Here is a 26485-nt window from a genome sequence, read left to right on the forward strand (position 1 = left end):
TTCCCGGGATGATGGTACGGCCGGATCAGCGCAGAGCCTTGTTCGCCTTCCGCGTCGCCTTCCGCAGCTGGACGATGCGCGCGCCACCGACCAGTGCGACCAGCAGCGCGCCGGCGATCGCGGAGAACAGCATGGCCACGGCCAGCGGCATGCTGCCCTCCATGCCGAGGAAGGCCACCGTCGTCGAGGCCAGGTTCTGCAGGATGAAGATCAGCAGGAACACCAGGATGATCAGCGCGACGATGATCGCGACCCAGGTGCCGCTGACCCGGGTCCGTTTGATCTTGACCGGCTTCGCGGGCGCGGGCTCCGCCACGGGCGGCTGGGGCGGGGTGCCGGTGACCGGTTCGTCCCCCTGCGCGTGAGTCATACACCGATTGTGCTCGGGTGCGAAGGTCTCCGCAGGTCGAAATCACACGGAACGGCCAACCGGCCAGCTGAGCGTGACCACATCGCGACCCGCGGAACCGAAGTCGGGTGCGCCGCGCAGCGCTTCGGCCACTTCACCGGCGCGGTCCGGGGGCAGGCACAACCGGCGGCGGGTGACGTCGACCAGCTCGTCGAAGCGCTGGTACTCCGGCTTCGCGTGCTGGTGCCACCGCACGATCTCCGGCTCGACGCCGAGTTCGCGCAGCGCGGCGACGGCGTCGTCGGCCGTCGGGCCGTCCGGGCGCGCGATGCCGTGGAACCGCCGCCACAACGGGTTCAGGCTGGTCATCGGGTGGACGGCGGCGAGTTCGACGACCACCCGGCGGCGCGCGTGGGCGGTCAGCGCGCCGGCGAACGGCGCCAGGTCGGGGGCGTTGTAGAGGACGTGGGCGCAGACCACGACGTCGGCGGGTTCGGCCTCGACGTCCGGCCACCGCCCCTCGATCGTCGTGCAGGGCACGGACAGCGCTTTCGCGCGGTTGGCGAACTCGGCGAGCAGGCGGGCGTTGGTGTCCACCGCCGTGACCCGCGTGATGGCTCGCGCGCAGGGCAGGCTCGCCGCGCCCGCCCCCGCGCCCACGTCGAGCACGGAACCCGGAAGGGCCGCGAGAACCGCGTCGTGGGTCGGGGTGGCGGGTCCGGCGATGAGGCGGTCGGCGCGGCGCGCGAACGCCCGCGGCGGCACGAACCAGGGCGATTCCGGGGCCGCGGACAGGATGTGCTCCGGGATCGCCCAGCCGGCCAGCTGCTCCGACCACCTGCGCACCGCGTCCGCCATGCCTCGATTGTGCCGGTCAATCAGTGATTGATTCGGTGATGGAAGTGTGGTGTGCTGGACGGGTGCCGAGCACCGACGCCCGCGAGCGACTGCTGACCGTCGCCGAGCGGCTGCTGCTGGAATCCGGCTACGACGCGGTGTCCGTGCGGGCGATCAACAGCGCGGCCGGCATGAACCCGGCGGCGGTGCACTACCACTTCGGGTCGAAGGACGCGCTGATCGCGGCGCTGCTGGAGGCCCGGCTCGCGCCGGTGTGGCAGCAGCGGCTGGACGAAGTCACCGAGCGGCGGCGCGACGGCTGGGCGCCGACCGTGCCCGAGCTGGTGGACCTGGTCGTGACCCCGCTGGCCGAGCTGGCCGCGGATCCGGTCGGGCGGTTGCGGTTGCGGCTGCTGGCGCGGTTCGTGCTGGGGCGGCGGGAACCGGCGTGGACATCCCGGTGGTTCGGGCTGGGGCCGTGGATCGAGCTGCTGCGGGACGCGCGGCCGGAGCTGTCGAAGGCGGGCGCGGCACAGCGCTGGCTGCTCGCGTTCGGGCTGGTGCTGCAGTTCTTCGCCGACGGAATGCCCGGCGAGGTGCCGGTGGAGACGCTGCGGGCGTTCGTCGCGGCGGGATTGGCGGGGTCATGACCGACGTCTTCGCGCCCGCGCGGCTGGGGCCGGTGCGGCTGCGCAACCGGATCATCAAGGCGGCGACGTTCGAGGGCGCGACCCCGGACGCGCTGGTCACGGACCGGCTGATCGAGTTCCACCGGCGGCCGGCGCGCGGCGGGGTGGGGATGACGACCGTGGCGTACTGCGCGGTGTCGCCGGAGGGACGCACCGACCGGCACCAGATCTGGATGCGCCCGGAGGCGCTGCCCGGGCTGCGGCGGCTGACCGACGCGGTGCACGCCGAAGGGGCGGCGGTGAGCGCGCAGATCGGGCACGCGGGTCCAGTGGCGAACGCGGCGTCGAACCGCCTGCCGGCGCTGGCTCCGGGCCGGTTCCCGAACCCGCTGGGGATGCGGATGACGCGAGCGGCCACTGTGGACGATCTCGCGCGGGTGGTGCGGGCACACGCTTCGGCGGCCCGGCTGGCGGCCGAGGCCGGGTTCGACGCCGTGGAACTCCACTTCGGACACAACTACCTGGTGAGCTCGTTCCTGAGCCCGCGGCTGAACCGGCGCCGGGACTCCTACGGCGGGTCGCTGGCGAACCGGGCGCGGCTGGCGCTGGAGGTCGCGCGGGCGGTGCGGGACGCGGTCGGCTCACGCATCGCCGTGACGGCGAAGCTGAACATGGACGACGGCGTGCCCGGCGGGTTCTGGCTGGACGAGAGCGTGCAGGTCGCGCGGTGGCTGGAGGCGGAGGGGACGGTCGACGCGCTGGAGCTGACCGCCGGGAGTTCGCTGCTGAACCCGATGTACCTGTTCACCGGGGACGCGCCGGTGCGGGAGTTCGCGGCCGCGTTCCCGGCGCCGGTGCGATGGGGCATCCGCGCGGGTGGCGGGGCGTTCCTGAAGAGTTACCCGTTCCAGGAGGCCTACCTGCTGGACCGGGCGCGCCAGTTCCGCGCGGCGCTGGAGCTGCCGTTGATCCTGCTCGGCGGGATCACGCGGCTGGAGACGATGGAGCGGGCGGTGGCCGAGGGTTTCCAGTTCGTGGCGATGGCGCGCGCGTTGCTGCGTGAGCCTGACCTGCCGCGGCGGTTGCGGTCCGGGGCGCGTTCGCTGTGCGTGCACTGCAACCGCTGCATGCCGACGATCTACCGGGGGACGCGATGTGTGCTGACGTGATTGCCGTGACGGGGTCCGCGTCGGGGATCGGGGCCGCGGTAGTGGCGGCGCTGCGGGCGGACGGGCACGAGGTGATCGGCGTGGACCTGCGTGACGCGGAGGTGTGCGCGGATCTGTCCACTGCGGACGGTCGCCGGGCGGCGGTGGACGGGGTGCGCGGGCTGGCGCCGGAACTGGACGGGCTGGTGGTGTGCGCGGGGCTGGGGCCGCACGTCCCGGATCCGCGGCAGATCGTCGAGGTGAACTACCGCGGTGCGGTCGAGGTGCTGGACGGGTTGTTCCCGGTGTTGCGCGGGGCGGCGGTGGCGGTGTCGTCTTCGGCGTCGACGATGGTGAAGTGGGCGGACAACCCGATCTCGCGCGGCGAGGAGGCCGCGGCGCTGGCCGACGCCGGCGAGTACGCGGGGCACCTGGCCTACTCGTGGTCGAAGAACGCGTTGACGGTCGCGGTGCGGCAACGGGTCGCCACGTGGGGCGCGGCGGGCGTGCGGCTGAACACGGTGGCCCCCGGCGCGGTCGACACGCCACTGCTGCAGGCGGGCCTGGACTCCCGCTTCGGCGACGCGATCCGCGGCTACCAGGCCCCGATCGCGCGGCGGGGCCGGCCGGCGGAGATCGCGTCGCTGATCCGCTACCTGCTCGGCCCGGAGGCGGGCTACATCCACGGCGCCCAGTTCCTGATCGACGGCGGCTCGGACGCGTTGCTGCGGCCCACGGAGTTCTAGGCACGCGGCCGCCGGGCGAGCCGGACAGCGCAGAGGTGCGGATGGACTCACCCCCCGCGTCGGCTCCCGCGGACGGGAGCGGCACCGCACGCGGTCGAGACCTTCTTCGTGGCTCGTTCCGCGCCCCGGCCGCCGGCACCGCGGGACGGCACACCGGCGAGACTTCCCGTGAGCGCTTGGATCGCGGAACCGGCCGCCAGCACCACAGCCCACGCCCGCCGTCGCGCCTTTCCCACAACCCGGCCGCTGGCGCCGCACCGCATGACTTCCCGCGGGCTCCTTCCGCTCAACCGGCCGCCAGCACCACAGCCCACGCCCGCCGTCGCGCCTTTCCCACAACCCGGCCGCTGGCGCCGCACCGCATGACTTCCCGCGGGCTCCTTCCGCTCAACCGGCCGCCAGTACCGTGCGCAGCCGGTCGATTTCGGCCGGCCAGGACGGCCGGTCCGGCTCCTCCCACAGTTCGTCCAGTTCGGACTTCTCGCCCAGGACGCGGTCGATCGCGCGCACCGCGAGCGGTCTCAGCTCGGCGGGCAGCGCGGGCAGCGGCTCCTCCGGCCCGTAGCTGTCGTCCACCGGATCGCCGTCGGGGACCTGTGACGCCACGAGCGCGGCCGCCGCCACGGCGAGCATCCCCTCCGGCGCCTCGAGATACCCGGAATCGTCCGCGGCGGTCTCCAGCGTCGTGCGGATCAGCGCCACCCGCTCACCAGCCGGCAGATCGTCCAGCTCGTTCGCGAAGTCGGCGGCCTCGTCGTTGTCGAAGTGCCCGATTCCCCCTGTGCCCATTGGCGCCTCCTCGAAGTTGCCGTGATCTTCTCAGGAGGCACCGACAAAACCGGTCGTTACGCCACCGGCGCACCCCTCGGTGAACTCGGGCTCCAGCGTCAACGGTTGTTCTCGCCAGGGATGTCCAGCTTCGGCAGCGCGCGCTCGATCTGCTCGCGGTCCGGTTCCAGCCACGGCGGCAGCTTGAGCGCACGGCCCAGCTCCAGCAGCGGCTCGTCGATGGCGAACCCGGGCTGGTCGGTCGCGATCTCCAGCAGCGTGCCGCCCGGCTCGCGGAAGTAGATCGAGCGGAAGTACTGCCGGTCCAGGATCGAGGTGACGTGCACGCCCCGGTCGGCCAGCTCCGCGCGCCACGCGGCCTGGCTGTCCTCGTCCGGCGCGCGCCACGCGACGTGGTGGACGGTGCCCGCGGCGACGAGCCCGCGCGGCACGTCCGGCGTGACCAGGACGTCGACCAGCGCGCCCGGCCCGCCCGCGCCGGCCGTGAAGCGCAGGCGGTTGCTGTCCTGGCTGCTGAAGGTCAGACCCAGGTCGCCGAACATCTCGGCGGTCGCGTCCTCCTCGGCGACCGACAGGGTCACCGAGTGCAGGCCGCGGATCGCGTGCTCGGCCGGGACGTGCCCGTTGTCCCACGGGTCACGTGGGTCGCCCTGCGGGTGCGCGACCAGGGCGAGCTGGAGGCCGTCCGGATCGCGGAACGTCAGGACGTCCTCGCCGGCCCGGTTGGCGATGCGACCGGTGGTGAGGCCGGCTTCCGCGAGGTGGTCCTTCCACCAGCCGATCGAGTTCGCCGGCACGGAGAACGCGGTCGTGGTGGCCTGGCCGGTGCCGAGGCGGCCGCTGGGGGCGCCGGGCCACGGGAAGAAGGTCATCAGCGTGCCGGGCTTGCCGGACTGGTCGCCGTAGTAGAGGTGGTAGGTGCCCGGGTCGTCGAAGTTGACCGTGGTCTTCACCAGGCGCAGGCCGAGCGTGCGCAGGTAGAAGTCGGCGTTGCGCTGGGGGTCGCCGCCGATCGCGGTCACGTGGTGCAAGCCGCTCGTCTTGATGGACATCCGTCTGCTCCTTCGCCGGGGCCTCAAGGTAACCCGGAGAACCTCTCGCCAGCAAGATATATTCCAGGAAGAGTTCTGGGCGGTATAGTCATGGCGTGACCACTCCCGGCGATGACGAGATCGTGACCTGGTGGGGCTTCGTGATCGAGGGGTACCTCGCCACGCAGGATCGACTCATGGGCGAGATCGCCGAGCGGTTCGGACTGGCGCCGGCGCCGTTCGACATCCTGCTGCGGCTGGTGCGCACGCCCGGTCACCGCATGCCGATGACGCGCCTGGCCACCGAGGCGGCGCTGTCCAGCGGCGGGTTCACCAAGGTGGCGGACCGGCTGGTCGCCGCCGGGCTGATCACCCGCAAGCCGAGCCCGGACGACCGGCGCGTGACGTTCGCGTGCCTGACCGAGCACGGCCGCGAGGTGGCGGAGAAGGCGCGCCAGGCGTGCGCGGAGATCCTGCGGCGCCGGGTGCTGGAGCCGCTGGGCCCGGAGGCGTCGGAAGCCCTGGCCGACGCGATGCGCACGCTCCGCGAGGTGAACGGCACCAGCTGAAACCCCCGTTGCCTCGACCGGATCCGCGGCGCACCATGGGTGCTCTCGTGAAGGAGGCGGCCATGCTCACCACGTCCACCATCACGCACATGCTCCCCGCGCAGGACACCGACCGCGCCCGGCACTTCTACGGCGACCAGCTCGGCCTGCACCAGACCGGAACCGGCCCGGACGGCACCTGCTACTTCGAAGCCGGCTCCGGGCACGTGATCGGCCTGCGCCCGCTGCCGGACACCGCACCGAGCGAGAACACGGTGCTCAGCTTCGAGGTCGACGACATCTCCGCCGAGGTGCACGACCTGGAGGCCCGCGGCGTGCGCTTCGCCGACTACGACTCCGGTGACCTCCGCACCGAAGGCCACATCGCCACGCTGGGCAACGAGAAAGCCGCGTGGTTCTCCGACTCCGAAGGCAACTGGCTCTGCCTCCACGAGGTGATGCGCTAGCCGACCCCGGCGCCCGCGAGTCCCACCTTCGGCGCTGAGAGTCCGACCTGCCCGGAACCGCATCGGGTGTGGGACTCGCGCGCGGGAGCGCGGGACTCGCGCGCGGGAGCGCGGGACTCGCGAGCCGGAGCGTGGGACTCGCGCGCGGGAGCGTGGGACTCGCGGCTGCGTCAGATCCCCAAGCCCGGGTAGATCTTCGCTGCGTTGCCGGACAGCACGTCGCGCAGCACGGGGTCCGGCAGGTCCAGCTCCATCAGCGCCCGGACGTTCCGCGCGACGCCCGGGACGCCTGGCCAGTCCGTGCCGAACACGAACCGGCCGGCCAGCCGCACGAAGTCGAACCGCGCGTAGTACTCCGGCAGCTTCCGCGGCGGCAGCCCGGACAGGTCCAGCCACACGTTGTCCCGCGCCAGGGCCAGGAACGCGGCCACGTCGTACCACCACCCGCGGCCGCCGTGGGCGAACACGAACTGCACCGACGGGAAGTCCTCGACGACGTCCGCCATCAACTCCGGGTTGCCGAAGCTCGCGCGGGCGCCGGGGAAGCTGCTCGTGCCGGAGTGGATGATCACCGGCACCCCGCGCTCCGCACAGACGTGGTACGCGGCGTACATCTCCTTGTCCCCCGGCGAGAACGCGCCGTGCACGGGGTGGATCTTCAACGCCACCGCACCCAGGTCCAGCTGCCGCTCCACCTCGGCCGCCACCGGGTGGTGCAGGTACGGGTTCACGTTCGCCACCAGCCGGAACCGCGTCGGGTTCTCCGCGACCAGCGGCAGGTTGTCCTCGATCGGCTGGATCCCGGTCGCGCGCGGGCTGTACTCGCAGAACAACAACGCGCGGTCGACGCCCTCGGACTCGAACAACGCATCCAGCCGCGAAGGCACGACGTTCCCCTCCGCGTCGTACGCCGACCGCCAGTCGTGCGGCCCGGAGAACCGCTCCGCCCACTCCAGCCACGCCGGCTTCAACGTGCCCAGCCGCGGCGCGTGGACGTGCGCGTCGACCACCGCATACCCGTCGATCACGTGAGCGCTCCCGGCCGCAGCGAATCCCGCACCAGCTCGCGGATCACGTTCCGGCGGATCTTGCCCGTCGCGGTCTTCGGCAGCTCCTCGACCCCCACCACGGCGCGCGGCCGTTTGAACGCGGCCAGCCCCTCCCGGCAGAAGCCGATCAGCGCGTCCGGGTCGACCGTCCGCCCGGCGGCCGGCACCACGCACGCCACCGGCTTCTCGATGCCGTCGGAGTCCGGCGCCGCCACCACCGCCACCTCGGCCACGTCCGGGTGCTGCAGCAACCGCTGCTCGACCTCCGCCGGCGACACCCAGATCCCGCCCGCCTTCAGCATGTCGTTGAACCGGCCGAGACACGTGTACGTGCCGTCCGGGTTGCGCACGAAGCTGTCGCCCGTCCGCAGCCACTCGCCCTGGAACACCTGCTTCGACGTCTCGTACCGGCTCCAGTACCCGAACGCCGTCGACGGCCCGCGCACGTACAGCTCGCCGGGCTGCCCGGTGGTCTCGATCACCGTGCCCAGCGGATCGCGGATCTCCAGGTCGTACCCGGGCACCGCGACGCCCGTCGTGCCCGGCACCACCGCGCCCGGCCGGTTGGACAGGAAGATGTGCAGCGCCTCGGTGGACCCGATGCCGTCCAGGATCTCCACCCCGAACCGCTCCCGGAACCGCTCGAACAGCACCGCGGGCAGCGGCTCACCGGCGGAAACCGCCTGGCGCACCGAGGAGAACGTGTCGCGCGGCAGGTCGGCGGACAGCAGGGCGGAGTAGAACGTCGGCACGCCGAAGAACAACGTCGGCCGCTCGGCGCGCACCCGGTCGGCCACCAGCTGCGGCGTCGGGCGGCCCGGTTCGAACACCGTGCTCGCGCCCACCGACAGCGGGAAGAACGCGGAATTGCCGATGCCGTAGGCGAAGAACAGCTTGGCGACCGAGAAGCACCGGTCGTCCGGCCGGATGCCGAGCACCTGCCGTCCGTAGGTCTCGCACACCGCGCGGATGCTCGCGTGCCGGTGCATCGCGCCCTTGGGACGGCCGGTCGTGCCGGAGGTGTACAGCCACAGCGCGGGCGAATCCTCCCAGGTGGCGTAGGTTTCCCGCGGGTCCGCCGTGGACAGACGCGACCAGTCGTGTGTGGACATCGAAGAGAACTGGGCCGCGTCCGCCCGGTCCAGGACGACGTCGGTGACCTCCGGCGCCAGCTCGACCGCCTCCTTCGCGGCCGCGGCGAACTCGCCGGACACGCACAGCACGCGGGCCCGCGAGTCGGCGAGCACCCGGCCCAGCTCGGGCCCGGTCACCATGGTCGACACCGGCACCGGCACCGCCCCGGCGCACATCGCGCCGAGGATGCCGGTGAGCATCTCGACGCCGTCCACCATGCACAACATGACCCGTTCCTCGGGCCGCACACCGATGCCGGTCAACCCGCCCGCGACGCGGTGCACCGCTTCGGACAGTTCCGCGTAGGTGAGCGTGCGGGAGACCGTGACGACCGCGGTACGGGCGCCGTCACCGTCCCGGACGTGCCGGTCGACCAGGTAGTCCGCGGCGTTGAACTCGGCCATCGCGCCCGCCCTTCGCAGGATTCACAGGTACACGTACTCGTAGTCGAACGGCTTCCCGTTGATGCCCTGCCGCGGCGGCGCCACCCAGCTCGCGATCTTGCCCCGCTCGTACACCGGGTGCATGAGCGAGCGGACGAACGCCAGGTCCTCGTCGGTGGGCAGCCAGTGCCTGCGGCTGCGCTCCCAGGTCGCTTCGTCCACGATCGTCCCGTCCGGCGTGATGTGGTGGCCGGAGTTTATGCCGACTTTCCGGTTGAAACCAGGGTGCGGCAGGCGGAACCGGAAGTCGATGCCGGCATCGGCGAGGATCTTGTTCCACCGCTTGACCCCGGATTCGCAGTCGGCGATGTACTCGGTGCGCAGGTCGAGGTTGAGCAGCAGGATCTTCTGCATCTCCTCGGTGGTCCAGGTGCCGTCGTCGCGCGGTTTCTCCAGCAGCGCCGCGTCGTCGGTGAGCTGGTGGTCGTCCTTGCGGCGGGTCTCCATCCAGCGGCCCTTGAGGCCGGAGGTGTAGTAGTTGGCCGCGTTCGTCGACGTCTCGCTGCCGAACAGGTCGAGCGAGACGGTGTAGTGGAAGTTCAGGTAGCGCTGGATGATGTCCAGCGGGATGCCGCCGTGCGCGGCGATGTCCATCGTGTCGTGCTCGCGGATCAGCTCGGCGCTGCGCGTGACCACCCGGTCGACACCGGTGGTGCCGACGAACATGTGGTGCGCCTCCTCCTTGAGCATGAACTCGCAGGTCCGCGACAGCGGGTCGAACGCGGACTCCTTGAGCGTGCCCAGCTGGTACTTGCCGTCGCGGTCGGTGAAGTAGGTGAACATGTAGAACGCGAGCCAGTCCGCGGTCTCCTCGTTGAACGCGCCGAGGATGCGCGGCGTGTCCGGGCTGCCCGAGTTGCGGTAGAGCAGCGCTTCGGCCTCCTCGCGGCCCTCCTTGCCGAAGTAGGCGTGCAGCAGGTAGACCATCGCCCACAGGTGACGGCCCTCCTCCACGTTGACCTGGAAGAGGTTGCGCAGGTCGTACAGGCTGGGCGCGGTCAGGCCGAGCAGCTTCTGCTGCTCCACCGACGCCGGCTCGGTGTCGCCCTGGATGACGATCAGCCGCTGCAGGTCGGCGCGGTACTCGCCGGGCACCTGCTGCCACGCCGGCTCGCCGCGGTGCTCGCCGAACGCGATCCGGCGGTCCGGGTCGCGCTCGGACAGGAAGATGCCCCAGCGGTAGTCCTGCGGCACGACGTGGTCGAAGTGCGCCCAGCCCTCACGGCCGACGCTGACCGCCGTGCGCAGGTACACGCCCTGCGTCTCCAGCGCCGGGCCCATCTCGGCCCACCAGTGCATGAACTTCGGCTGCCAGCCCTCCAGCGCCCGCTGCAGGCGCCGGTTGTCGGACAGCTCCACGTTGTTCGGGATCTTGGCGTCGTAGTCGATCCTGGTCGGCATCTCACACCCGCTTGCGGTCGAAGGTCGCCTTCTGGCCGGTGCCGTAGCGGCGCAGCGCGCCGTCCGGGCCCGAGGCGTTCGGTCTCGTGAAGATCCAGTTCTGCCAGGCCGTCAGGCGGCCGAAGATCTTGGTCTCGATGGTTTCCGGGCCGACGAACCGGTGGTTGGCCTCCATGCCGGTGAGCGCGTCCGGCGACAGCGCTGCGCGCCCCTCCAGCACGATCCGGATCTCGTCCTCCCAGTCGATGTCGTCCGGCGCCTCGGTGACCAGGCCCAGCTCGACGGCCTCGCCCGCGGACAGGCGCCGGTCGCGTTCGCGTTTGAGCCAGTCGAGGTGGTCGTGCTCGCCGTAGAACCGGGATTCCAGGCGGGACAGGCCGTTGCCCATCGGGAACGCGCCGAAGTTCGCGTCCGACAGCACGAGGCACGCGCGCTCCTCGCTGTCCTCGTCGTCGATCGGAGGGCCGTCCAGCATGTACTGGCGGTCGCAGGCCAGCGCCAGTTCCAGCAGCACCCCGGCGAAGCAGCTGCCCGGTTCGATCAGGGCGATGAGGCTGCGGCTGGTGACGTCGAGCCGTTTCAGCGTGCGCTTGTAGTAGTGCAGGATTTCGTTGGACAGCCAGTCGGAACCGGTGAGCACCTCGCGTTCGGCGGCGAGCACGGCGTCCGGGTCGCCCTCGGTGCGGAAGACCCAGGTGCCCAGCTCGGGTTCGTTGGTGCGCAGGCGCAGGATGAGGTCGTCCAGCTCGCGGGTCATCGCGAGCAGCCAGCCGTCCTCGTGTGGCCCGTGGACGGTGATGGTGACGACGCCGGCGGCCCGGTCCAGCTCGGCGGTGGTGTTCGGGTAGGTGATGCGGTCGTCGTCTTCGGTGCGCTCGAGCGGTTCGAGCACGATGCCCTGCGCGTCCTGCGGCCGGGTGCTCCGCGCGGCGAGTTCGCGGGCCCGCTGCTCGACGATCGCGCGGAACTCCTGGCGCGGGACCAGCTCGTCGACCAGGCGCCAGTCGACCGCGGTGCGGCCCTTCACGCCGTCCGGGCGGGTGGCGAACACGTCGGCGCGGTCCTTGCGGACGCGGCGCTTGTCGGTGACCCGGGTGAGGCCGCCGGTGCCGGGCAGCACGCCGAGCAACGGCACCTCGGGCAGCGCGACGGTCGAGGAGTTGTCGTCGACCAGCAGGATCTTCTCGCAGGCCAGGGCGATTTCGTAGCCGCCGCCGGCGCAGCTGCCGTTGACCGCGGCGAGGTAGATCTGACCGGAGTTCTCGGTGGCGTCCTCGATGCCGTTGCGGGTCTCGTTGGTGAACTTGCAGAAGTTCACCTTCCACTCGTGCGAGGAGCCGGCCAGCATCCGGATGTTCGCGCCGGCGCAGAACACCTTGTCCTTGGCGCTGGTGAGGATGACCGCGCGCACCTCGGGGTGCTCGAAGCGCAGCCGCTGGACGGCGTCGTACAGCTCGATGTCGACGCCCAGGTCGTAGGAGTTGAGCTTGAGCTCGTAGCCGGGAACCAGGCCGCCGTTCTCGTCGACGTCCATCTCCAGCCAGGCCAGCGGCGGCTCGATGCGGAGCCGCCAGTGCCGGTAGGAGTCCGGTCGCCGATCGAATGACACCGTCGTCATGACTTCGATTCTCTACAACTTGCTCTCGGTCGTCAACGTTGTGTAGATAATGGATCTCCGGCCTATCGTGCTCACCATGGCTGACCTCAAACCCCGGTCGCGGGACGTGACGGATGGGCTGGAACGCGCGGCGGCGCGGGGCATGCTGCGTGCGGTCGGAATGGGCGACGAGGACTTCGCCAAACCGCAGATCGGCATCGCCTCGTCATGGAACGAGATAACACCGTGCAACCTGTCCCTGCAACGGCTGGCGCAGGCGAGCAAACAGGGGGTGCACGCCGGCGGCGGCTTCCCGATGGAGTTCGGCACGATCTCCGTCTCCGACGGCATCTCGATGGGCCACGAGGGCATGCACTTCTCGCTGGTGTCCCGGGAGATCATCGCCGACTCGGTGGAGACGGTGATGGAGGCCGAGCGGCTGGACGGCGCGGTGCTGCTGGCCGGCTGCGACAAGAGCCTGCCCGGGATGCTGATGGCCGCCGCCCGTCTGGACGTCGCCGCGGTGTTCCTCTACGCCGGGTCGATCCTGCCGGGCAACGTCGACGGACGCGAGGTGACGATCATCGACGCGTTCGAGGCCGTCGGCGCGTGTGCCCGCGGGCTGATCTCGCGCGCGGAGGTCGACAAGATCGAACGCGCGATCTGCCCTGGCGAGGGCGCGTGTGGCGGCATGTACACGGCCAACACGATGGCCTGCGCGGCGGAGGCGCTGGGCATGTCGCTGCCCGGGTCGGCCAGCCCGCCGTCGGTGGACCGGCGGCGGGACCGGTTCGCGCGGGAGAGCGGCGAGGCCGTGGTCGGGATGCTCGCCGCCGGGATCACCGCGCGGGACGTGCTGACGCGCGAGGCGTTCGAGAACGCGATCGCCGTCGTGATGGCGCTGGGCGGGTCGACCAACGCGGTGCTGCACCTGCTGGCGATCGCGCACGAGGCGCAGGTCGAGCTGACGCTGGACGATTTCACCCGGATCGGTGACCGGGTGCCACACCTGGCCGACGTCAAGCCGTTCGGGCGGCACGTGATGACCGCGGTGGACCGGGTCGGCGGGGTGCCGGTGGTGATGAAGGCCCTGCTCGACGCGGGTCTGCTGCACGGCGACTGCCTGACGGTGACGGGCAAGACGCTGGCGGAGAACCTGGCCGAGCTGGCGCCGCCGGAGCTGGACGGCGAGGTGGTGCGGAAGCTGTCGAACCCGATCCACCCGACCGGCGGGCTGACGATCCTGCACGGCAGCCTCGCGCCGGAAGGTGCGGTGGTGAAGAGCGCCGGGTTCGACTCGTCGCGGTTCGAGGGCACGGCGCGCGTGTTCGACGGGGAGCAGGCGGCGATGGACGCGCTGCCGACGCTGCAGCCCGGCGACGTGGTGGTGATCCGGTACGAGGGGCCGCGCGGCGGGCCCGGGATGCGCGAGATGCTGGCCGTGACGGGCGCGATCAAGGGCGCCGGGCTGGGCAAGGACGTCCTGCTGCTCACCGACGGGCGGTTCTCCGGCGGGACCACCGGGTTGTGCATCGGGCACGTCGCCCCGGAAGCCGCGCACGGCGGCCCGATCGCCTTCGTCCGCGACGGCGACCCGATCGTGCTGGACATGGAGACGCGGACGCTCGACGTGGGGATTTCCGCCGAGGAACTGGAGGCGCGGCGCGCCGGCTGGGAACCGCCGGAGCTGCCGCGCCGGACGGGCGTGCTGGCGAAGTACGCGCGGCTGGTCGGGTCCGCGGCCCAGGGCGCGATCTGTTCCTAGCGGCAGCCGACGAACTGCCGGATGCCGTGCAGCCCTTCCAGACCTCGCACCTGCGGAACGCCGCTCACCGAGCTGACGCCGGGCGTGTGCCTGACGATCCCGCTCGGCACGACCTTCCAGTTCCGCGCGGGCCCGCACGGCCTGGAGGTCGTCGCGGCCACCGCCCCACCCTGGCCCGGCACGCCGGACGAGACCACTCCGACGACGGGACACTGCTGACCGTTGACTGAAATTCAAAATCAGTCATAAGATCACCCGCATGGATCGGCGGGAGCGGGCGGAACGCATCCTCGACGTGGCCGCCGGCCTGCTGCTGCGCTGGGGCTACCAGAAGGTGACCGTCGACGACGTGGCCGAGCGGGCCGGTATCGGCAAGGGCACCGTCTACCTGCACTGGAAGTCGCGGCAGGACCTGTTCCGCGCGGTGTTCCGGCGCGAGCTGGCCGCGGCCGCCGACGAGCTGGTGGCCGCGATCCGCGCGGACCCGCGCACGGTTCTGCTGCACGAGCTGACCCGCGTGAACTTCGAGTCGGTCGCCGGCCGTCCCCTGCTGCGCGCCCACGTGCGCGCCGATCCCGCCGTGCTCGGCAAGCTGGCTCGCGACCGGGCGGAGTCGCGGCACGACGAGGCTTTCGCCGATTACCTGTGGCTGCTCGCCGAGCACGACCTGGTGCGCACCGACCTGCCGTTCGACGACCTGCGCTACGCCTGGCACGCCACGCTCGAAGGCTTCTTCCTGTCCCCGCCGCACCCGGGCGCCGCGGATCTGCTCGCCGCGACCGTGCGCGGCGCCTTCGAACCGGCGGCCGAACCGGACCCGGCGGTGCTGGCCGAGCTGGCGCCCCGGGTCGCCGACCTGTTCACCGAGATCGGGAACCAGCACCGCGCCGCCTACGAAGGGGGAAAACCATGAGGATCGGCCTGATGGTCGACACCGCGAGCAAGACCATCGACGACATCGTCGCGGCGGCGCGCTCCGGGCTGCCCGCCCTGTGGCTGGGCCAGCGGTTCAGCTGGGACCCGCTGACCGCGCTCGCCGTGGCCGGGCGAGAGGTGCCCGGGATCGAACTGGGCACCGCGATCGTGCCGACCTGGCCGCAGCACCCGATCACGCTGGCCACGCGGGCGCTGAGCACCCAGTCGGTCACCGGCAACCGGCTCAGCCTCGGCGTCGGGCTCAGCCACCCGGTGATGATCGAGGACCAGTACGGCCTCTCCTACGACAAGCCGGCGCGGCACCTGCGCGAGTACCTGACCGCCCTGGGCCCGCTGCTGCGCGGGGAATCCGTTGCCTACCAAGGCGAAACGCTGGCCGCGCGGGCACAGGTGGAGGTCACCGGCGCGCAGCCGCCCGCCCTGCTGGTGTCCGCGCTCGGCGACCTGACGTTGCGCATCGCGGGTGAGCTGGCGGACGGGACGATCACCACCTGGGCCGGACCGCGGACGCTCGGCGACCACATCGTCCCGAAGATCCGGAAAGCCGCGGCGGGACGGGCGGAACCACGGGTGGTCACCGGCGTGATCGTGGCGGTGACCGACGATCCGGCCGCGGTCCGCGCGCGGATCACGCGGGAGTACGGCATGGCCGCGACGATGCCCGCGTACCGCGCGGTCCTCGATCGGGAGGGGGTGCGGGAGGTCGCGGAGACGGTCGTCGCCGGGGACGAGGATGCGGTCGAACGGCAGCTCCGGCGCCACCTGGACGCCGGAGCCACCGAATTCGCCGCCGCGCTCGCCGGGTCACCGGCGGAGCAGGCCCGCACGCTGGAACTGCTGCGGAGCCTGAACCGCTAGTACCGGTCGGTCGTGTACGGGGTGCCGCTCTCGATGCTGGGGCTGACGCGCGGGTCGCGGCCCTCCTGACCAGGCACCGGGGAGACGACCGGGTCGTTCAGCGAATGGTCCGCGGGGCGCGGGGTGTTCATCCGCGTGTTGATCTGCTCGACGACCTGTTCCTCGCGCTGACGCGACAGCACGGCGATCGTGATGCCGTGGGCCAGCGCCAGTACCAGCAGGAACACGCCGACGCGTCCCACGATCGCCGTCGGCGTGGTGCCGCCGGGGAAGTCGATCGTCGAGATGAGCGCGAGCACACCCAGCGTCGCGATGTGGAACAACACCGCGACCAGCCGGGCCATGGACGCCCCCGATTCCGATTCGCCCTGCCCGTTCGCCAGGTACCGCTTCCCGCTGTGGTAGACGAACTGGCCGTCGACCAAGACGATCAGCGCGCCTATCACCAGGAAGGCCACATAGGCGTTCGTGTCCATGACGAGCTCCTCTCCTCACCGTGAGTCGAGTACCCGTCACGCTTCCGAGCGAAACCCGCGTGTCGCTCCAGCTCAGCGCAGGTGGCGGCGGGAATCCGCGCCCTGGACCGTGATCCCGCGGGCGTCGAGCAGCTCCAGCAACGGCACCGCCGCCCGGCGGGTCGTGTCCAGGGCGCGCCGGGCCTCGCTGACCGTGAACGGCTGCGGCAGCGTCACCAGCGCCTCCGCCGCGCGGGCCGGCGCGTCCGGACCGAGGAACACACCCTCCCCGATCCGGACCAGCCGTCCCGCCCGCACCGCCGCCGCCAGCTCGCGCTGGCCCAATCCCAGTTCCGCGAGCTCGTCGGCCTCGGGAGCGCGGAACGGATGTGCCCGGAACCGCTGGTCCAGCCGCCCCAGTGCCGACAGCACCCGCGCCGGCAGCCCCGCACCCGGGCGCCGCACGGTCCCTTCGGTGATCTCCAGCCCCGTGCCGTCCAGCGCGGCCGGCACCAGCTCGGCCGCGGGCAGGCCCACCGCCTGCCGCAGCGCCTCCACCGGCATCCCGGCCGCCACCTGATGATGAGATGACCACTCGTCGAACCGCGACAGGGCCTTCTCGCGCGCCCGGGTGAGCGCGTCGTAGTCCACGACCCACTCGCCGATCCGCTTGCCGGCCAACGGAAAGCCCATCGCGCGCAGCTCGCTCGCACGCGCGATCGGCGGTGGCGGCACCCGCCCGGACGCCAGCTCCGCCGCCCGCTCCCGCGCGGCCCCGCGACGCCCCAGCGGCGGCGGCCGCACGTCCAGCACCGTGATCCCGGCCGCGATCCGGTGCTCGCCCGGGTCCCGCAGCAGCCCGGTGTCCCCGATCCGCAGCGGCAACGCCACGCGCAGCCGCAACCGCGCCGCGTCCGTCCCGAGTGGACGGACGTGCACCGGTACCGCCGCCGCGCCCAGGTGCAGCACCAGCTCCCGGTGCAACTCCCCCTGCGCGCGCACCGCCACGTCCACCTCCGACGTGTGCACCCACGCGCCGGGCGTCAGCAACGCGTCCCCGCGCCGCACCCGGTCCCGGTCCACGCCACGCAGGTTCACCGCGACCCGCGCCACCGCGGTCACCTCGGTCTCCGTCTCCCCGAGCGACTGCAGGCCACGCACGCTCACCCGCTCGCCGCCCAGCTCCAGCTCGTCCCCGGCGCGCAGGGTGCCGCCCGCGAGCGTCCCGGTCACCACCGTCCCGGCGCCGCGGACAGTGAACGCCCGGTCCACCCACAGCCGCACGTCCGCCGCCGGATCCGGCGCGGGCAGCCGGTCGACCAGCGTGCACAGCGCCCGCCGCACCGGCGCGAGGTCGCCGCCGCGCCCGATCGACACCGCGTCGACCCGGCCCAGCACCGCCAGGTGGGAAAGCGCTTCCTCCGCCGCCGGCCCCGGGTCGGCGAGGTCGGCCTTCGTCACGACCAGCAGGGCGTGCCGGACGCCGAGCGCCGCCAGCGCCGCCAGGTGCTCGGCCGACTGCGGCATCCACCCCTCGTTCGCGGCGACCACGAACACCACGGCCGGCACCGGTCCGACCCCGGCGAGCATGTTCGGCACGAACCGCTCGTGCCCGGGCACGTCGACGAACGCCAGCCGCCGCCCGTCGATCTCCGTCCACGCGAACCCCAGCTCGATCGTCAGCCCCCGCCGCTGCTCCTCCGCCAGCCGGTCGGGCCAGGTGCCGGTGAGCCGCTCGACCAGCGTCGACTTGCCGTGGTCGACGTGCCCCGCGGTCGCTACGACGTACACGCGCGCACCGCCGCGAGCAGCAGTTCGTCCTCGTCCGGGCCGACCGTGCGCAGGTCCAGCAGGCACCGGCCGTGCTCGACGCGGCCCACCACCGACGGCGTCCCGGTCCGCAGCGGCTCCGCGCACGACTCGGGCAGGCTCACCGCGACCGACGGCAGCTCCACCCCGGGCGCCCCGCCACCACCGACCGCCGCCCGGCAGGACACCACGCTCGCGCCGGGAATCCGCGCGGCCAGCGCTTCCGCCCGGCGGCGCAGCTCCGCGACATCGGCGACCAGTGCCCGCGCGACCGGCGGTTCCGGCCCGCGCAGGGTCGCCTCCAGCGCGGCGAGGGTCAGCTTGTCGACCCGCAGCGCCCGGGCGGCGGGATGGCGGCGCAACCGCTCCACCAGGCCGGCCGAGCCCAGCAGCAACCCGGCCTGCGGGCCGCCGAGGAGCTTGTCCCCGCTCGCGGTCACCAGATCGGCGCCGTCGCGCAGGGCGGTGGTCGCGTCCGGTTCGTCCGGCAGGACCGGGTGCGGCGCCAGCAGCCCGGACCCGATGTCGACGACCAGCGGCGCCTCCAGCGTGGCGAGCTCACGCACCGACGCCTCCGCGGTGAAGCCGGTGACCCGGAAGTTCGACGGGTGCACCTTGAGCACGAACCCGGTGTCCGGGCCGAGCGCGGCCGCGTAGTCGCGCAGGCTCGTCCGGTTCGTCGTGCCGACCTCGCGCAGCCGCGCGCCGGTGGACGCCAGCAGTTCGGGGATGCGGAACCCGTCGCCGATCTCGACCAGCTCGCCGCGGCTGATCACGATCTCCCTGCCGGGCGCGAGCGCGAGCGCGGCCAGGAGCAGGGCGGCGGCGTTGTTGTTCACCACGTGCACCCCGCCCGCGGCCGGCACCGCGTCGGCGAGCGCGGCCAGCGCACCGCGGCCACGGCGCGCGCGGCGGCCGGTCGCGAGGTCGAACTCGACGTCGGTGCTCCGCCCGGCCGTGACCACCGCGTCCAGCGCGGCCCGCGACAACGGCGCCCGGCCCAGGTTGGTGTGCACGACGACGCCGGTCGCGTTGACCACCGGCCGCAGCGTGGTCGCTGCCACCGGCAGCGCCGCGATGGCCTGCTCGGCGACCTGTTCCGGCTCGATCTCCCCGGCGCGGGCCCGGTCCTGCGCCGCCACCACCGCGGCCTTGACCAGGGCGCGGCCGAGCACGCGCTCCGCCTCGGCCAGGCGCGGGTGCGCGAGCAGCACGTCGGTTCGCGGCACGCGGCGACGGGGGTCCGCCACTCCTCGCTCCTCCCTGGGTGGCGGAGGCGGACGGGAATCGAACCCGCCAGCGACAGCGCCTGCCGCTCAACGGTTTTGAAGACCGCGCCGGCCACCAGACCGGATACGCCTCCCTGCGGGATACCCCATGATCGCAACTTCGCGCGGCCGCCGCAGCGCGAAGGCGGCACGATGAGGGCATGGGCCATCGACTCACGCAGTACGCGCACGGCGGCGGGTGCGCGTGCAAGATCCCGCCCGGGGAGCTGGAGGACGTGGTGCGCGGGCTGGTCGGCAGGCGGCCGTCCGATCCGGTGGGCGAACTGGTGGTCGGCCTGGACGACGGGGACGACGCCGCCGCGGTGCGGATCTCCGATGGGCTCGCGCTGATCGCCACCACCGACTTCTTCACCCCGGTGGTCGACGACGCCTACGACTGGGGGCGCATCGCGGCGGCCAACGCGCTGTCCGACGTCTACGCGATGGGCGGCCGCCCGGTCGTGGCGGTCAACCTGCTGGGCTGGCCGCGGGAGGTGCTGCCGTTCGAGCTGGCGGCCGAGGCGCTGCGTGGCGGGGCGGACATCTGCGCCGACGCCGGCTGCCACCTCGCCGGCGGGCACAGCGTCGACGACCCGGAGCCGAAGTACGGGCTCGCGGTGACCGGCGTCGGCGACCCGGACCGCCTGCTGCGCAACGATTCCGCCCGGCCGGGGATGGCGTTGTCGCTGACCAAGCCGCTGGGCATCGGTGTGCTGAACTCCCGGCACAAGGTGACCGGCGAGCGTTTCCCCGCGGCCATCGACGTGATGACCACCCTCAACGCCCCGGCCGCCCGGGCCGCGCTCGACGCCGGTATCCCGGCCGCGACCGACGTGACCGGCTTCGGCCTGCTCGGGCACCTGTACAAGATGGCGCGCGCCAGCGGGGTGACCGCCGTCGTGGACGCCGCCGTGGTGTCCTATGTGGAGGGAGCACGGGCGGCGCTGGCGGCGGGTTACGTCAGCGGCGGCACGCGGCGCAACCTCGACTGGGTCCGGCCGCACACCGACCTGTCCGCGGTGCGCGAGGAGGAGGCCCTGCTGCTGGCCGACGCCCAGACCTCGGGCGGCCTCCTGCTGGCCGGCGAGATCCCGGGCGCCCCGGTGATCGGCGAGTTCGTCCCCCGCGGGGAGCACGTCGTGGTGGTGCGCTGATCTAGTCTGATCGCCGTGGGGGACGACGGGCTGATCGCGAACGTCCTGGTGACCGACGACGCGCGCGAGCTGCTCGCCGCCGAGCGGATCCCGGTGCGGGAGGCGCACGAGGCGCTGGCCGGGGACCCGGAGCTGCGGGAACGGCTGGACACCGAACGCGCCACCTTCCTGCGCGACCCTGCCTTCGAAGGCGTGATCGCGTCGCGCCTGCCCGGGCACCGGCCGGCCGACCTCCGGCTCGCCGCCGCCTTCGCCGTGGTGTTCGGCTACCACCTGCTGCTGGTCCGCGCGTGGCCGAACCTGCCGTGGGGGTTCGCCGTGTTCGGGGTCGCCGCTTACCTCGCCGTGCTGGCGATCGCCTGCCGCATCGGGTACCGCTGGATCGCGCCGCTGCGGCGGCTGTTCCGCCGCGTCGGCACACTGCCGGTGGAGGACCTCTGGCGCGTGTACGCGGTCGAGCGGATCGTGTGGCCGGCCCTGGTCCGGTTCGTCGAGGAGAAGCGGACTCCGCCGGACAGCACCGAGTTCACCTACCGCGCGGTCGACGGTCTGCACGCCGAATCCCCCACCGCGACCCCGGTGATCACGGGCGCCGGGGAGCGGTTGCGCACCGCCGTCGCGCGGTCGGCGACCGGGGCGATCGCGCTCGCCGGGCACCGCGGCGTGGGCAAGACCACCGCGATCCGGTTCGTCGCCGACGGGGTGCTCGGTGATCCGGACCGGCCGCCGCTCGCGGTGATCGCCTCCGCGCCCGCCCGCTACGACGCCCGCGACTTCGTCCTGTACCTGCACGCCCTGCTGTGCAAGGAGGTCATCACCCGCACCCACGGCACCGGCCGGCCGCGACGCTGGGCGACCTTCGCGCGCCTGGTGGCCCCGGTCCGGCGGCGGGAGCGGGCCGCGCAGCTGGTCCGCTCCCTGCTCGCCCACCTCGTGGCCATCGCGGTGCCGGTGCTGCTCGGGGCGTGGGCGTGGGGCCGGCCACCGCTGCGGTTCGTCACCGATCCGCCCCCGCTGTTCACCGGCCTGACCGGCTGGCGGATCGCCGTCCTGGTGCTCGCCGCGCTGGTCGCGCTCGTGGTCGTGGTGGACCTCGCCGCGTCGGTGTGGCGGACGGCGCGCGGGCTGCGTCCGGCGCGGCGGGCCGACCCGCGCCTGCGCGAGCTGCGGGCGGTCGCCGGGCAGCAGCTGCGCCGCATCCGGTTCCTGCAGACCTACACCACCGGCTGGTCCGGCAAGCTCACCCTGCCGCTCAAGGGCGAGGCCGGCTGGACCCGCTCCACGCAGAGCGCCGAGCAGCAGCTCAGCTACCCGGAGGTGGTCGACGAGTTCCGCGCCTTCGCCGAGTACGCGGCCGGCGTGCTGCGGGCCGCGCACGTGACCGACCGGCTGGTGATCGCGATCGACGAGCTGGACAAGATCGCCGAGCCGGAGAAGGCCCAGGAGCTGATCAACGACATCAAGGGCGTCTTCGACGTGCCCGGCTGCCTGTTCCTGGTGTCGGTGTCCGACGACGCGATCGTCTCGTTCGAGCGCCGCGGCATCCCGGCGCGGGACGCGTTCGACAGTGCGTTCTCCGAGATGGTCCGGCTGGACAACTTCACGCCGGACGACACGCGCGCCTGGATCAGCCGCCGCGTGCCCGGGTTGCCGGAGCAGTTCGTCTGCCTGTGCCACTGCCTGTCCGGCGGCCTGCCCCGCGACCTGCGGCGCACCGTCGTCGAACTGCTCGACCTCCCCGCCGGACAGCCGTTGAGCGCCGTCGTCGAGCTGCTGGTCCGGCGCGAGCTGGACCGCAAGGCACACGCGTTCACCGGAGCCGCGCGCACCGTCGAGCCCTCGCCCGAGCGGTCGAGCCTGATCGCGGACCTGGTGCGCATCCCGGCCGTGCGCGGGCCCGGCGAACTGCGTGCGCTGGCGGCGAGGATCACCTCGGGCGAGGGTCTGGCGGCGCTGCGCGCGCAGGCCGCCGCGTACCTGCTGTTCAGCGCGACGATCCTGGAGGTGTTCACCGACGACCTCACCCGTGACCGGCTGTACGGCGTGCCCGGCGGCGAGCCGCAGCTGCTCGCGCTGGCCCGGCAGCAGATGGCGTTCGACCCGCGGGTGTCGATGGACCTGCTCGCCTCGGTCCGCGCCGCCCGCGGGCTCGCGGTGGAATAGCGCCTGCTCGCCGGGGGTTTCACGAGGTATGGCCGACCTAGCCGAAGAAGTCCTGAAAGCCGCGAAGACCATCGCCGTGGTGGGGCTGAGCCGCGACCCGGCGAAGGCCGCGCACTCGGTCCCGGCCGCGATGCAGGCCGCCGGATTCCGGGTGATCCCGGTCCACCCCTCGGCGGACGAGCTCCTGGGCGAGAAGGTCTACCGGACCCTGGCCGACATCCCGGAACCGGTGGACCTCGTCGACGTGTTCCGGCCGTCGCGCGAGGCACCCGGCGTGGCGGAGCAGGCGGTCGCCATCGGGGCGAAGACGCTGTGGCTGCAGCAGGGCATCGTGTCGGCGGAGGCCCGGCGCATCGCCGAGGCCGGCGGGCTGAACTACGTCGAGGACCGGTGCATCGCGGTGGTCCGCGCCCTCGGCCGCATCCGGAAGTGACTCACGCGCACCGCGCGGTCAGCCCGCCGTCCACCGGCAGGCACACCCCGTTGACGTAGGCCGCCTCGTCCGAGGCGAGGAACACCGCCGCGGCGGCCACGTGCCACGGGCTGCCCATCCGTCCCGTCGGGCTGGCCGCGTGCCGCCGCGCCAGCTCAGCGGGGTCGGCCGCGATGCCACGCGTCACCAGGGGCGTCTCGATCAGGCCGGGCAGGATCGCGTTCACCCGGATCCCGCTCGCGGCGTAGTGCAGCGCCAGCGACACCGTCAGCTGGTTCACCGCCGCCTTCGCCGCGCTGTAGGCCGGGTAGACGTAACCGGTGTCCCGGATCGAGGCGATCGACGAGACGTTCACGATCGCGCCGCCGCCGGCCGCGAGCATCCGCGGCACCACGTACTTGCAGGTCAGGAACACCGGCCGGAGGTTCACCGCCAGCGCGGCGTCCCACTCCGGCAGGGACAGGTCCACCACGTCCCCCACCCGGGTGGCGCCGACGTTGTTGTGCAGCACCGACGGCGGCCCCAGCACCGAGGCGGCCTCGACGGCAGCGGCGACCTGCGCTTCGTCCGTGACGTCCGCGGTCAGCGCCACGGCCGAACCGCCAGCCGCCGCGATGTCCGCGGCCGTGCGCTCCGCCTCCGTGGCGCGGATGTCGATCGCCGCGACCCGCGCCCCCTCCCGCGCGAACGCGAGCGCCGCCGCCTTGCCGTTGCTCATCCCGTCGCCGCTGGAGCCCGCGCCGAAGACGAGCGCCACCTTGCCGTCCAGTCTCCCCATGCGCCGCAGTATCGGCACGCCACCGGCCCACCGGGAACCGCCGGGCGTCGAAGATCGCCCGGCGGCCGTTCCGAAAACCAGAGAAACGGGCTGGTGGATCATGTATCCATGGTCGAGAGCGAACTGCAGCGGAAGGTCGACGCGCTCGCCGAAGCCCTCGGCCGGTCGGTGGCGATCAACGATCCGTCGGTCCGGCTGCTCTGCGCGAGCAGGCACTTCGGCGACGAGGACGCCGTGCGGGTGCGGGCGATGCTGCAGCGCAGCGCGGGCAGCGAGGCGATCGGTCACATCCTCGCGCAGGGGGTGACCCGCTGGACCGGCCCCGGCGTCATCCCGCCACGCCCCGACCTGGACATGCTCGCCCGCGTCAGCATGCCGCTGCGCTGGCGCGGCACCCTGCTCGGCCTGCTGATGGTCATCGACCCGGACGGCTCGCTCACCGCCGCCGACCTGGCGGCGATCAAGGCCGCCGCCGAACCCATGGCCGCCCTGCTGTACCGGGACTTCCTCGTCGCCGACTCCGAACGCGCGGCCCGCGAGGACAACCTCCGCAAGCTGCTCAGCGGCGAGCCGGCCGACCGTGCCGGCCTCGCGCACGACTCCGCGACGGTGCTGATCGCCGAGGTCATCGACGGGGAGAGCGCCTGGACCGAGGTCGCCCTGCGCACCGCGCTGGAGGCCGCCACCCGTGGGCGCGAACCGTCCTTCTACGTCTCCGGTCACCAGGGCGTGCTGCTGGGCGGCGGCGATCCGGAGATGATCGTCCGGCAGGTTCAGGACGTGCTCGGCGGCTCCGCCCGCTGCGTGGCCGGCATCGGCAGCGGCAGCAGGCCCTGGACAGCCCGGGACCGCGCCGCCACCGCCGTCCGGGCCGCCGCGACGCTGCCCCGGTTCGGCGGCATCGCGCGCTGGGAGGACCTCGGCGCCTACGCGACACTCCTGCAGATCCCCGCCCCGGCCCGCGCCCAGCTGCCGGAACCGCTGCTCGACCTGCTCGCGCAGGACACCAGCGGCCGGCTGGTGGAAACCCTCGCCGCCTACCTCGACCACGCCGGGTCGAGCCTGGACACCGCCGCCGCGCTGCACATCCACCGCACGTCGCTGTACTACCGGCTGCACCGGATCGAGGAGATCACCGGGCTCGACCTCGGCGACGGGGAGCACCGCCTCACCCTGCACCTCGGCCTGCGACTGCTCCCCCTGGTGCGGGACTGACCTGGCCGTTTCGACAGGATGAGGAAAGACGGCCGGCAAAACCCGACCACCGTAGGTCGTCAGCGGGCGGGGTGGCACCGATACTCCGACCCGGATCACCAGGCCCCGAAGGAGCAGCCGATGAGTACCGCCGCGCAGACGTCCGCCGCCCCGGTGTCGGCCTCGCGCATCGCTGTCGCCAGCTTCATCGGCACGGCCATCGAGTTCTACGACTTCTACCTCTACGGCACGGCCGCGGCGCTGGTGTTCGGGCACCAGTTCTTCCCGACGTTCTCCGCGCTCGCCGGCACGCTGGCGGCGTTCGCGACCTTCGGCGTCGGGTTCATCGCGCGACCGGTCGGCGCGGTGGTGTTCGGGCACTTCGGCGACCGGGTCGGGCGCAAGGCGATGCTCGTCGCGTCGCTGCTGGTCATGGGCACCGGCACGGTCGCCATCGGGGTGCTGCCGACCTACGGCGCGATCGGCATCGGCGCGCCGATCCTGCTCGTGCTGTGCCGGTTCCTGCAGGGCTTCGGCCTCGGCGGCGAATGGGGTGGCGCGGTGCTGCTGGCCACCGAGTACGCGCCGCGCAACCGCCGCGGGCTGTGGTCGAGCTTCCCGCAGATGGGCCCGGCGATCGGGTTCATCATCGCCGGCGGCGCGTTCCTGGTGCTGGGCCAGACGATGTCGCAGGAGTCGTTCGACGACTGGGGCTGGCGGATCCCGTTCCTGGCCAGCTCGCTGCTGATCGTCATCGGCTACTACATCCGGATGAAGATCGCGGAGACGCCGGTCTTCGAGCGCGCGATGGCCGAGCACGACAAGGCGAAGGTGCCGATCGTCGAGGTCGTGCAGCGGCAGCCGAAGACGTTGTTCCTGAGCACGTGCGCGTTCATCCTGGCGCACACGCTCTTCTACACGATCACCACGTTCTCGCTGTCCTACGGCACGACGGTGCTGGAGCTGGACAAGAACATGCTGCTGATCTGCGCGATGATCAGCGCGCTGGTGATGGGCCTGGCGACCCCGCTGCTCGCCACGTGGTCGGACCGGGTCGGCCGGCGCCGGGTGTGCCTGGGCGCCGCGGTGCTCGCGGTGGTGTGGGCGTTCCCGATGTTCGCGTTGATCAACACGGGCGAGCCGGTGCTGATCGCGCTCGCGATGGCCGTCGGGATGATCGCGTTCGCCGCGTTGTTCGCGCCGATGGGCGCGTTCCTGCCGGAGCTGTTCGCGACCCGCTACCGCTACACCGGCGCGTCGATCGCGTACAACGCCAGCGGCGTGATCGGCGGCGGGGTGAGCCCGATCCTGGCCACGCAGCTCATCGCCTCGACGGGTTCGTCCCTGCCGGTTTCCGGGTACGTCGCGCTGATCGCGGTGATCTGCGCGGTGTGCGTCTGGTTCCTGCGCGAGACCCGGGGCACCGAACTCGAGTGAGATCGACGCGCGTTGTTCGCCCGGGTGTTGCCTGACGGTCGGCGCCGCCACACGCGGAACGGACAAA

The 26485-nt window shown here is 72.6% G+C and carries 26 protein-coding genes and 1 tRNA gene; 14 read left to right on the forward strand and 13 right to left on the reverse strand.

Annotated features, from left to right (window positions below):
• Positions 1-25 precede the first annotated feature (25 nt).
• Positions 26-370, reverse strand: a complete 345-nt coding sequence (locus L1857_RS34350) for a LapA family protein (protein WP_094005716.1) — start codon at positions 368-370, stop codon at positions 26-28.
• Between the two features lie 42 nt (positions 371-412).
• A complete protein-coding gene (locus L1857_RS34355; protein WP_116110873.1) occupies positions 413-1207 on the reverse strand; it encodes a class I SAM-dependent methyltransferase in 795 nt (264 codons plus the stop codon).
• Positions 1208-1269: 62 nt separating this feature from the next.
• Here L1857_RS34355 and L1857_RS34360 point away from each other — a divergent pair, with 62 nt between their 5' ends.
• From L1857_RS34360 to L1857_RS34370, 3 genes are read left to right on the forward strand one after another with little or no spacing between them, the layout of a single operon-like run.
• Positions 1270-1836, forward strand: a complete 567-nt coding sequence (locus L1857_RS34360) for a helix-turn-helix domain-containing protein (protein WP_116110874.1) — start codon at positions 1270-1272, stop codon at positions 1834-1836.
• Complete coding sequence (locus L1857_RS34365) at positions 1833-2984, forward strand: NADH:flavin oxidoreductase (protein ID WP_116110875.1); 1152 nt, start codon at positions 1833-1835, stop codon at positions 2982-2984. Before L1857_RS34360 ends, L1857_RS34365 begins: the two co-directional genes overlap by 4 nt.
• A 5-nt stretch (positions 2985-2989) precedes the next feature.
• Positions 2990-3709 carry an SDR family oxidoreductase gene (locus L1857_RS34370; protein WP_240323205.1) on the forward strand — a complete coding sequence of 240 codons (720 nt, stop codon included), beginning with the start codon at positions 2990-2992 and terminating at the stop codon, positions 3707-3709.
• A 387-nt stretch (positions 3710-4096) separates the two neighbouring features.
• Here the strand turns inward: L1857_RS34370 and L1857_RS34375 are convergent, their stop codons facing one another.
• Both L1857_RS34375 and L1857_RS34380 read right to left on the reverse strand, forming a co-directional pair.
• Positions 4097-4498, reverse strand: a complete 402-nt coding sequence (locus tag L1857_RS34375; protein ID WP_116110876.1) for a DUF4259 domain-containing protein — start codon at positions 4496-4498, stop codon at positions 4097-4099.
• A gap of 98 nt (positions 4499-4596) precedes the next feature.
• Positions 4597-5550: a ring-cleaving dioxygenase gene (locus L1857_RS34380; RefSeq protein ID WP_249467294.1), complete on the reverse strand. Its 954-nt coding sequence runs from the start codon at positions 5548-5550 to the stop codon at positions 4597-4599.
• Positions 5551-5645: 95 nt separating this feature from the next.
• Here L1857_RS34380 and L1857_RS34385 point away from each other — a divergent pair, with 95 nt between their 5' ends.
• Both L1857_RS34385 and L1857_RS34390 read left to right on the forward strand, forming a co-directional pair.
• Entirely contained in the window at positions 5646-6098 is a 453-nt protein-coding gene (locus tag L1857_RS34385) for a MarR family winged helix-turn-helix transcriptional regulator (protein ID WP_116110878.1), read from the forward strand.
• Between the two features lie 62 nt (positions 6099-6160).
• A complete protein-coding gene (locus tag L1857_RS34390) occupies positions 6161-6544 on the forward strand; it encodes a VOC family protein (RefSeq protein WP_116110879.1) in 384 nt (127 codons plus the stop codon).
• Between the two features lie 170 nt (positions 6545-6714).
• Here the strand turns inward: L1857_RS34390 and L1857_RS34395 are convergent, their stop codons facing one another.
• Genes L1857_RS34395 through boxC form a run of 4 tightly spaced genes read right to left on the reverse strand, consistent with a single transcriptional unit; the run spans position 6715 to position 12189 of the window.
• On the reverse strand, positions 6715-7572 hold the full coding sequence (locus tag L1857_RS34395) for an amidohydrolase family protein (RefSeq protein WP_116110880.1): 858 nt from the start codon (positions 7570-7572) through the stop codon (positions 6715-6717).
• Positions 7569-9131: a benzoate-CoA ligase family protein gene (locus L1857_RS34400; protein ID WP_116110881.1), complete on the reverse strand. Its 1563-nt coding sequence runs from the start codon at positions 9129-9131 to the stop codon at positions 7569-7571. The genes L1857_RS34395 and L1857_RS34400 overlap by 4 nt, the downstream gene beginning before the upstream one ends.
• A gap of 21 nt (positions 9132-9152) precedes the next feature.
• A complete protein-coding gene (gene boxB, locus L1857_RS34405; RefSeq protein WP_116110882.1) occupies positions 9153-10571 on the reverse strand; it encodes a benzoyl-CoA 2,3-epoxidase subunit BoxB in 1419 nt (472 codons plus the stop codon).
• Between the two features lies 1 nt (position 10572).
• Positions 10573-12189, reverse strand: a complete 1617-nt coding sequence (gene boxC, locus L1857_RS34410; RefSeq protein ID WP_116110883.1) for a 2,3-epoxybenzoyl-CoA dihydrolase — start codon at positions 12187-12189, stop codon at positions 10573-10575.
• Between the two features lie 76 nt (positions 12190-12265).
• Here boxC and ilvD point away from each other — a divergent pair, with 76 nt between their 5' ends.
• From ilvD to L1857_RS34425, 4 genes are all read left to right on the forward strand, one after another.
• Complete coding sequence (gene ilvD, locus L1857_RS34415; RefSeq protein ID WP_094005779.1) at positions 12266-13933, forward strand: dihydroxy-acid dehydratase; 1668 nt, start codon at positions 12266-12268, stop codon at positions 13931-13933.
• A gap of 84 nt (positions 13934-14017) precedes the next feature.
• Positions 14018-14152 (forward strand): hypothetical protein, encoded by a 135-nt coding sequence (locus L1857_RS35530; RefSeq protein WP_283258029.1) that lies wholly within the window; start codon positions 14018-14020, stop codon positions 14150-14152.
• 40 nt (positions 14153-14192) lie between these two features.
• Positions 14193-14846: a TetR/AcrR family transcriptional regulator gene (locus tag L1857_RS34420; protein ID WP_116110884.1), complete on the forward strand. Its 654-nt coding sequence runs from the start codon at positions 14193-14195 to the stop codon at positions 14844-14846.
• Positions 14843-15727, forward strand: a complete 885-nt coding sequence (locus tag L1857_RS34425) for a TIGR03564 family F420-dependent LLM class oxidoreductase (RefSeq protein WP_116110885.1) — start codon at positions 14843-14845, stop codon at positions 15725-15727. Before L1857_RS34420 ends, L1857_RS34425 begins: the two co-directional genes overlap by 4 nt.
• On the opposite strand, the gene L1857_RS34430 is transcribed toward L1857_RS34425, so the two are convergent.
• From L1857_RS34430 to L1857_RS34445, 4 genes are all read right to left on the reverse strand, one after another.
• Positions 15724-16203: a hypothetical protein gene (locus L1857_RS34430; protein WP_094005701.1), complete on the reverse strand. Its 480-nt coding sequence runs from the start codon at positions 16201-16203 to the stop codon at positions 15724-15726. The genes L1857_RS34425 and L1857_RS34430 overlap by 4 nt on opposite strands.
• A gap of 72 nt (positions 16204-16275) precedes the next feature.
• Positions 16276-17973: a SelB domain-containing protein gene (locus L1857_RS34435; RefSeq protein WP_249467297.1), complete on the reverse strand. Its 1698-nt coding sequence runs from the start codon at positions 17971-17973 to the stop codon at positions 16276-16278.
• On the reverse strand, positions 17961-19241 hold the full coding sequence (gene selA / locus L1857_RS34440; RefSeq protein WP_094005699.1) for an L-seryl-tRNA(Sec) selenium transferase: 1281 nt from the start codon (positions 19239-19241) through the stop codon (positions 17961-17963). Before selA ends, L1857_RS34435 begins: the two co-directional genes overlap by 13 nt.
• Positions 19242-19259: 18 nt before the next feature.
• Positions 19260-19354, reverse strand: a tRNA-Sec gene (locus tag L1857_RS34445).
• A 66-nt stretch (positions 19355-19420) separates the two neighbouring features.
• Between L1857_RS34445 and selD the strand changes: the two genes are divergently transcribed.
• Genes selD through L1857_RS34460 form a run of 3 tightly spaced genes read left to right on the forward strand, consistent with a single transcriptional unit; the run spans position 19421 to position 23009 of the window.
• Positions 19421-20413 carry a selenide, water dikinase SelD gene (gene selD, locus L1857_RS34450; RefSeq protein ID WP_116110887.1) on the forward strand — a complete coding sequence of 331 codons (993 nt, stop codon included), beginning with the start codon at positions 19421-19423 and terminating at the stop codon, positions 20411-20413.
• Positions 20414-20428: 15 nt separating this feature from the next.
• Positions 20429-22576, forward strand: a complete 2148-nt coding sequence (locus L1857_RS34455; RefSeq protein ID WP_249467300.1) for a KAP family NTPase — start codon at positions 20429-20431, stop codon at positions 22574-22576.
• Positions 22577-22604: 28 nt separating this feature from the next.
• Complete coding sequence (locus L1857_RS34460) at positions 22605-23009, forward strand: CoA-binding protein (RefSeq protein WP_116110889.1); 405 nt, start codon at positions 22605-22607, stop codon at positions 23007-23009.
• Between the two features lies 1 nt (position 23010).
• Here the strand turns inward: L1857_RS34460 and L1857_RS34465 are convergent, their stop codons facing one another.
• Complete coding sequence (locus L1857_RS34465; protein ID WP_094005695.1) at positions 23011-23787, reverse strand: SDR family NAD(P)-dependent oxidoreductase; 777 nt, start codon at positions 23785-23787, stop codon at positions 23011-23013.
• Positions 23788-23895: 108 nt separating this feature from the next.
• Between L1857_RS34465 and L1857_RS34470 the strand changes: the two genes are divergently transcribed.
• Both L1857_RS34470 and L1857_RS34475 read left to right on the forward strand, forming a co-directional pair.
• Positions 23896-25002, forward strand: a complete 1107-nt coding sequence (locus L1857_RS34470) for a PucR family transcriptional regulator (RefSeq protein WP_116110890.1) — start codon at positions 23896-23898, stop codon at positions 25000-25002.
• A 120-nt stretch (positions 25003-25122) separates the two neighbouring features.
• Positions 25123-26418, forward strand: coding sequence for an MFS transporter (locus L1857_RS34475; RefSeq protein WP_094005693.1), 1296 nt, complete (start codon positions 25123-25125; stop codon positions 26416-26418).
• The last annotated feature ends 67 nt before the right edge of the window (positions 26419-26485 follow it).

The sequence above is a fragment of the Amycolatopsis thermalba genome, from assembly GCF_023376025.1.
GTDB lineage: Bacteria > Actinomycetota > Actinomycetes > Mycobacteriales > Pseudonocardiaceae > Amycolatopsis_E > Amycolatopsis_E thermalba.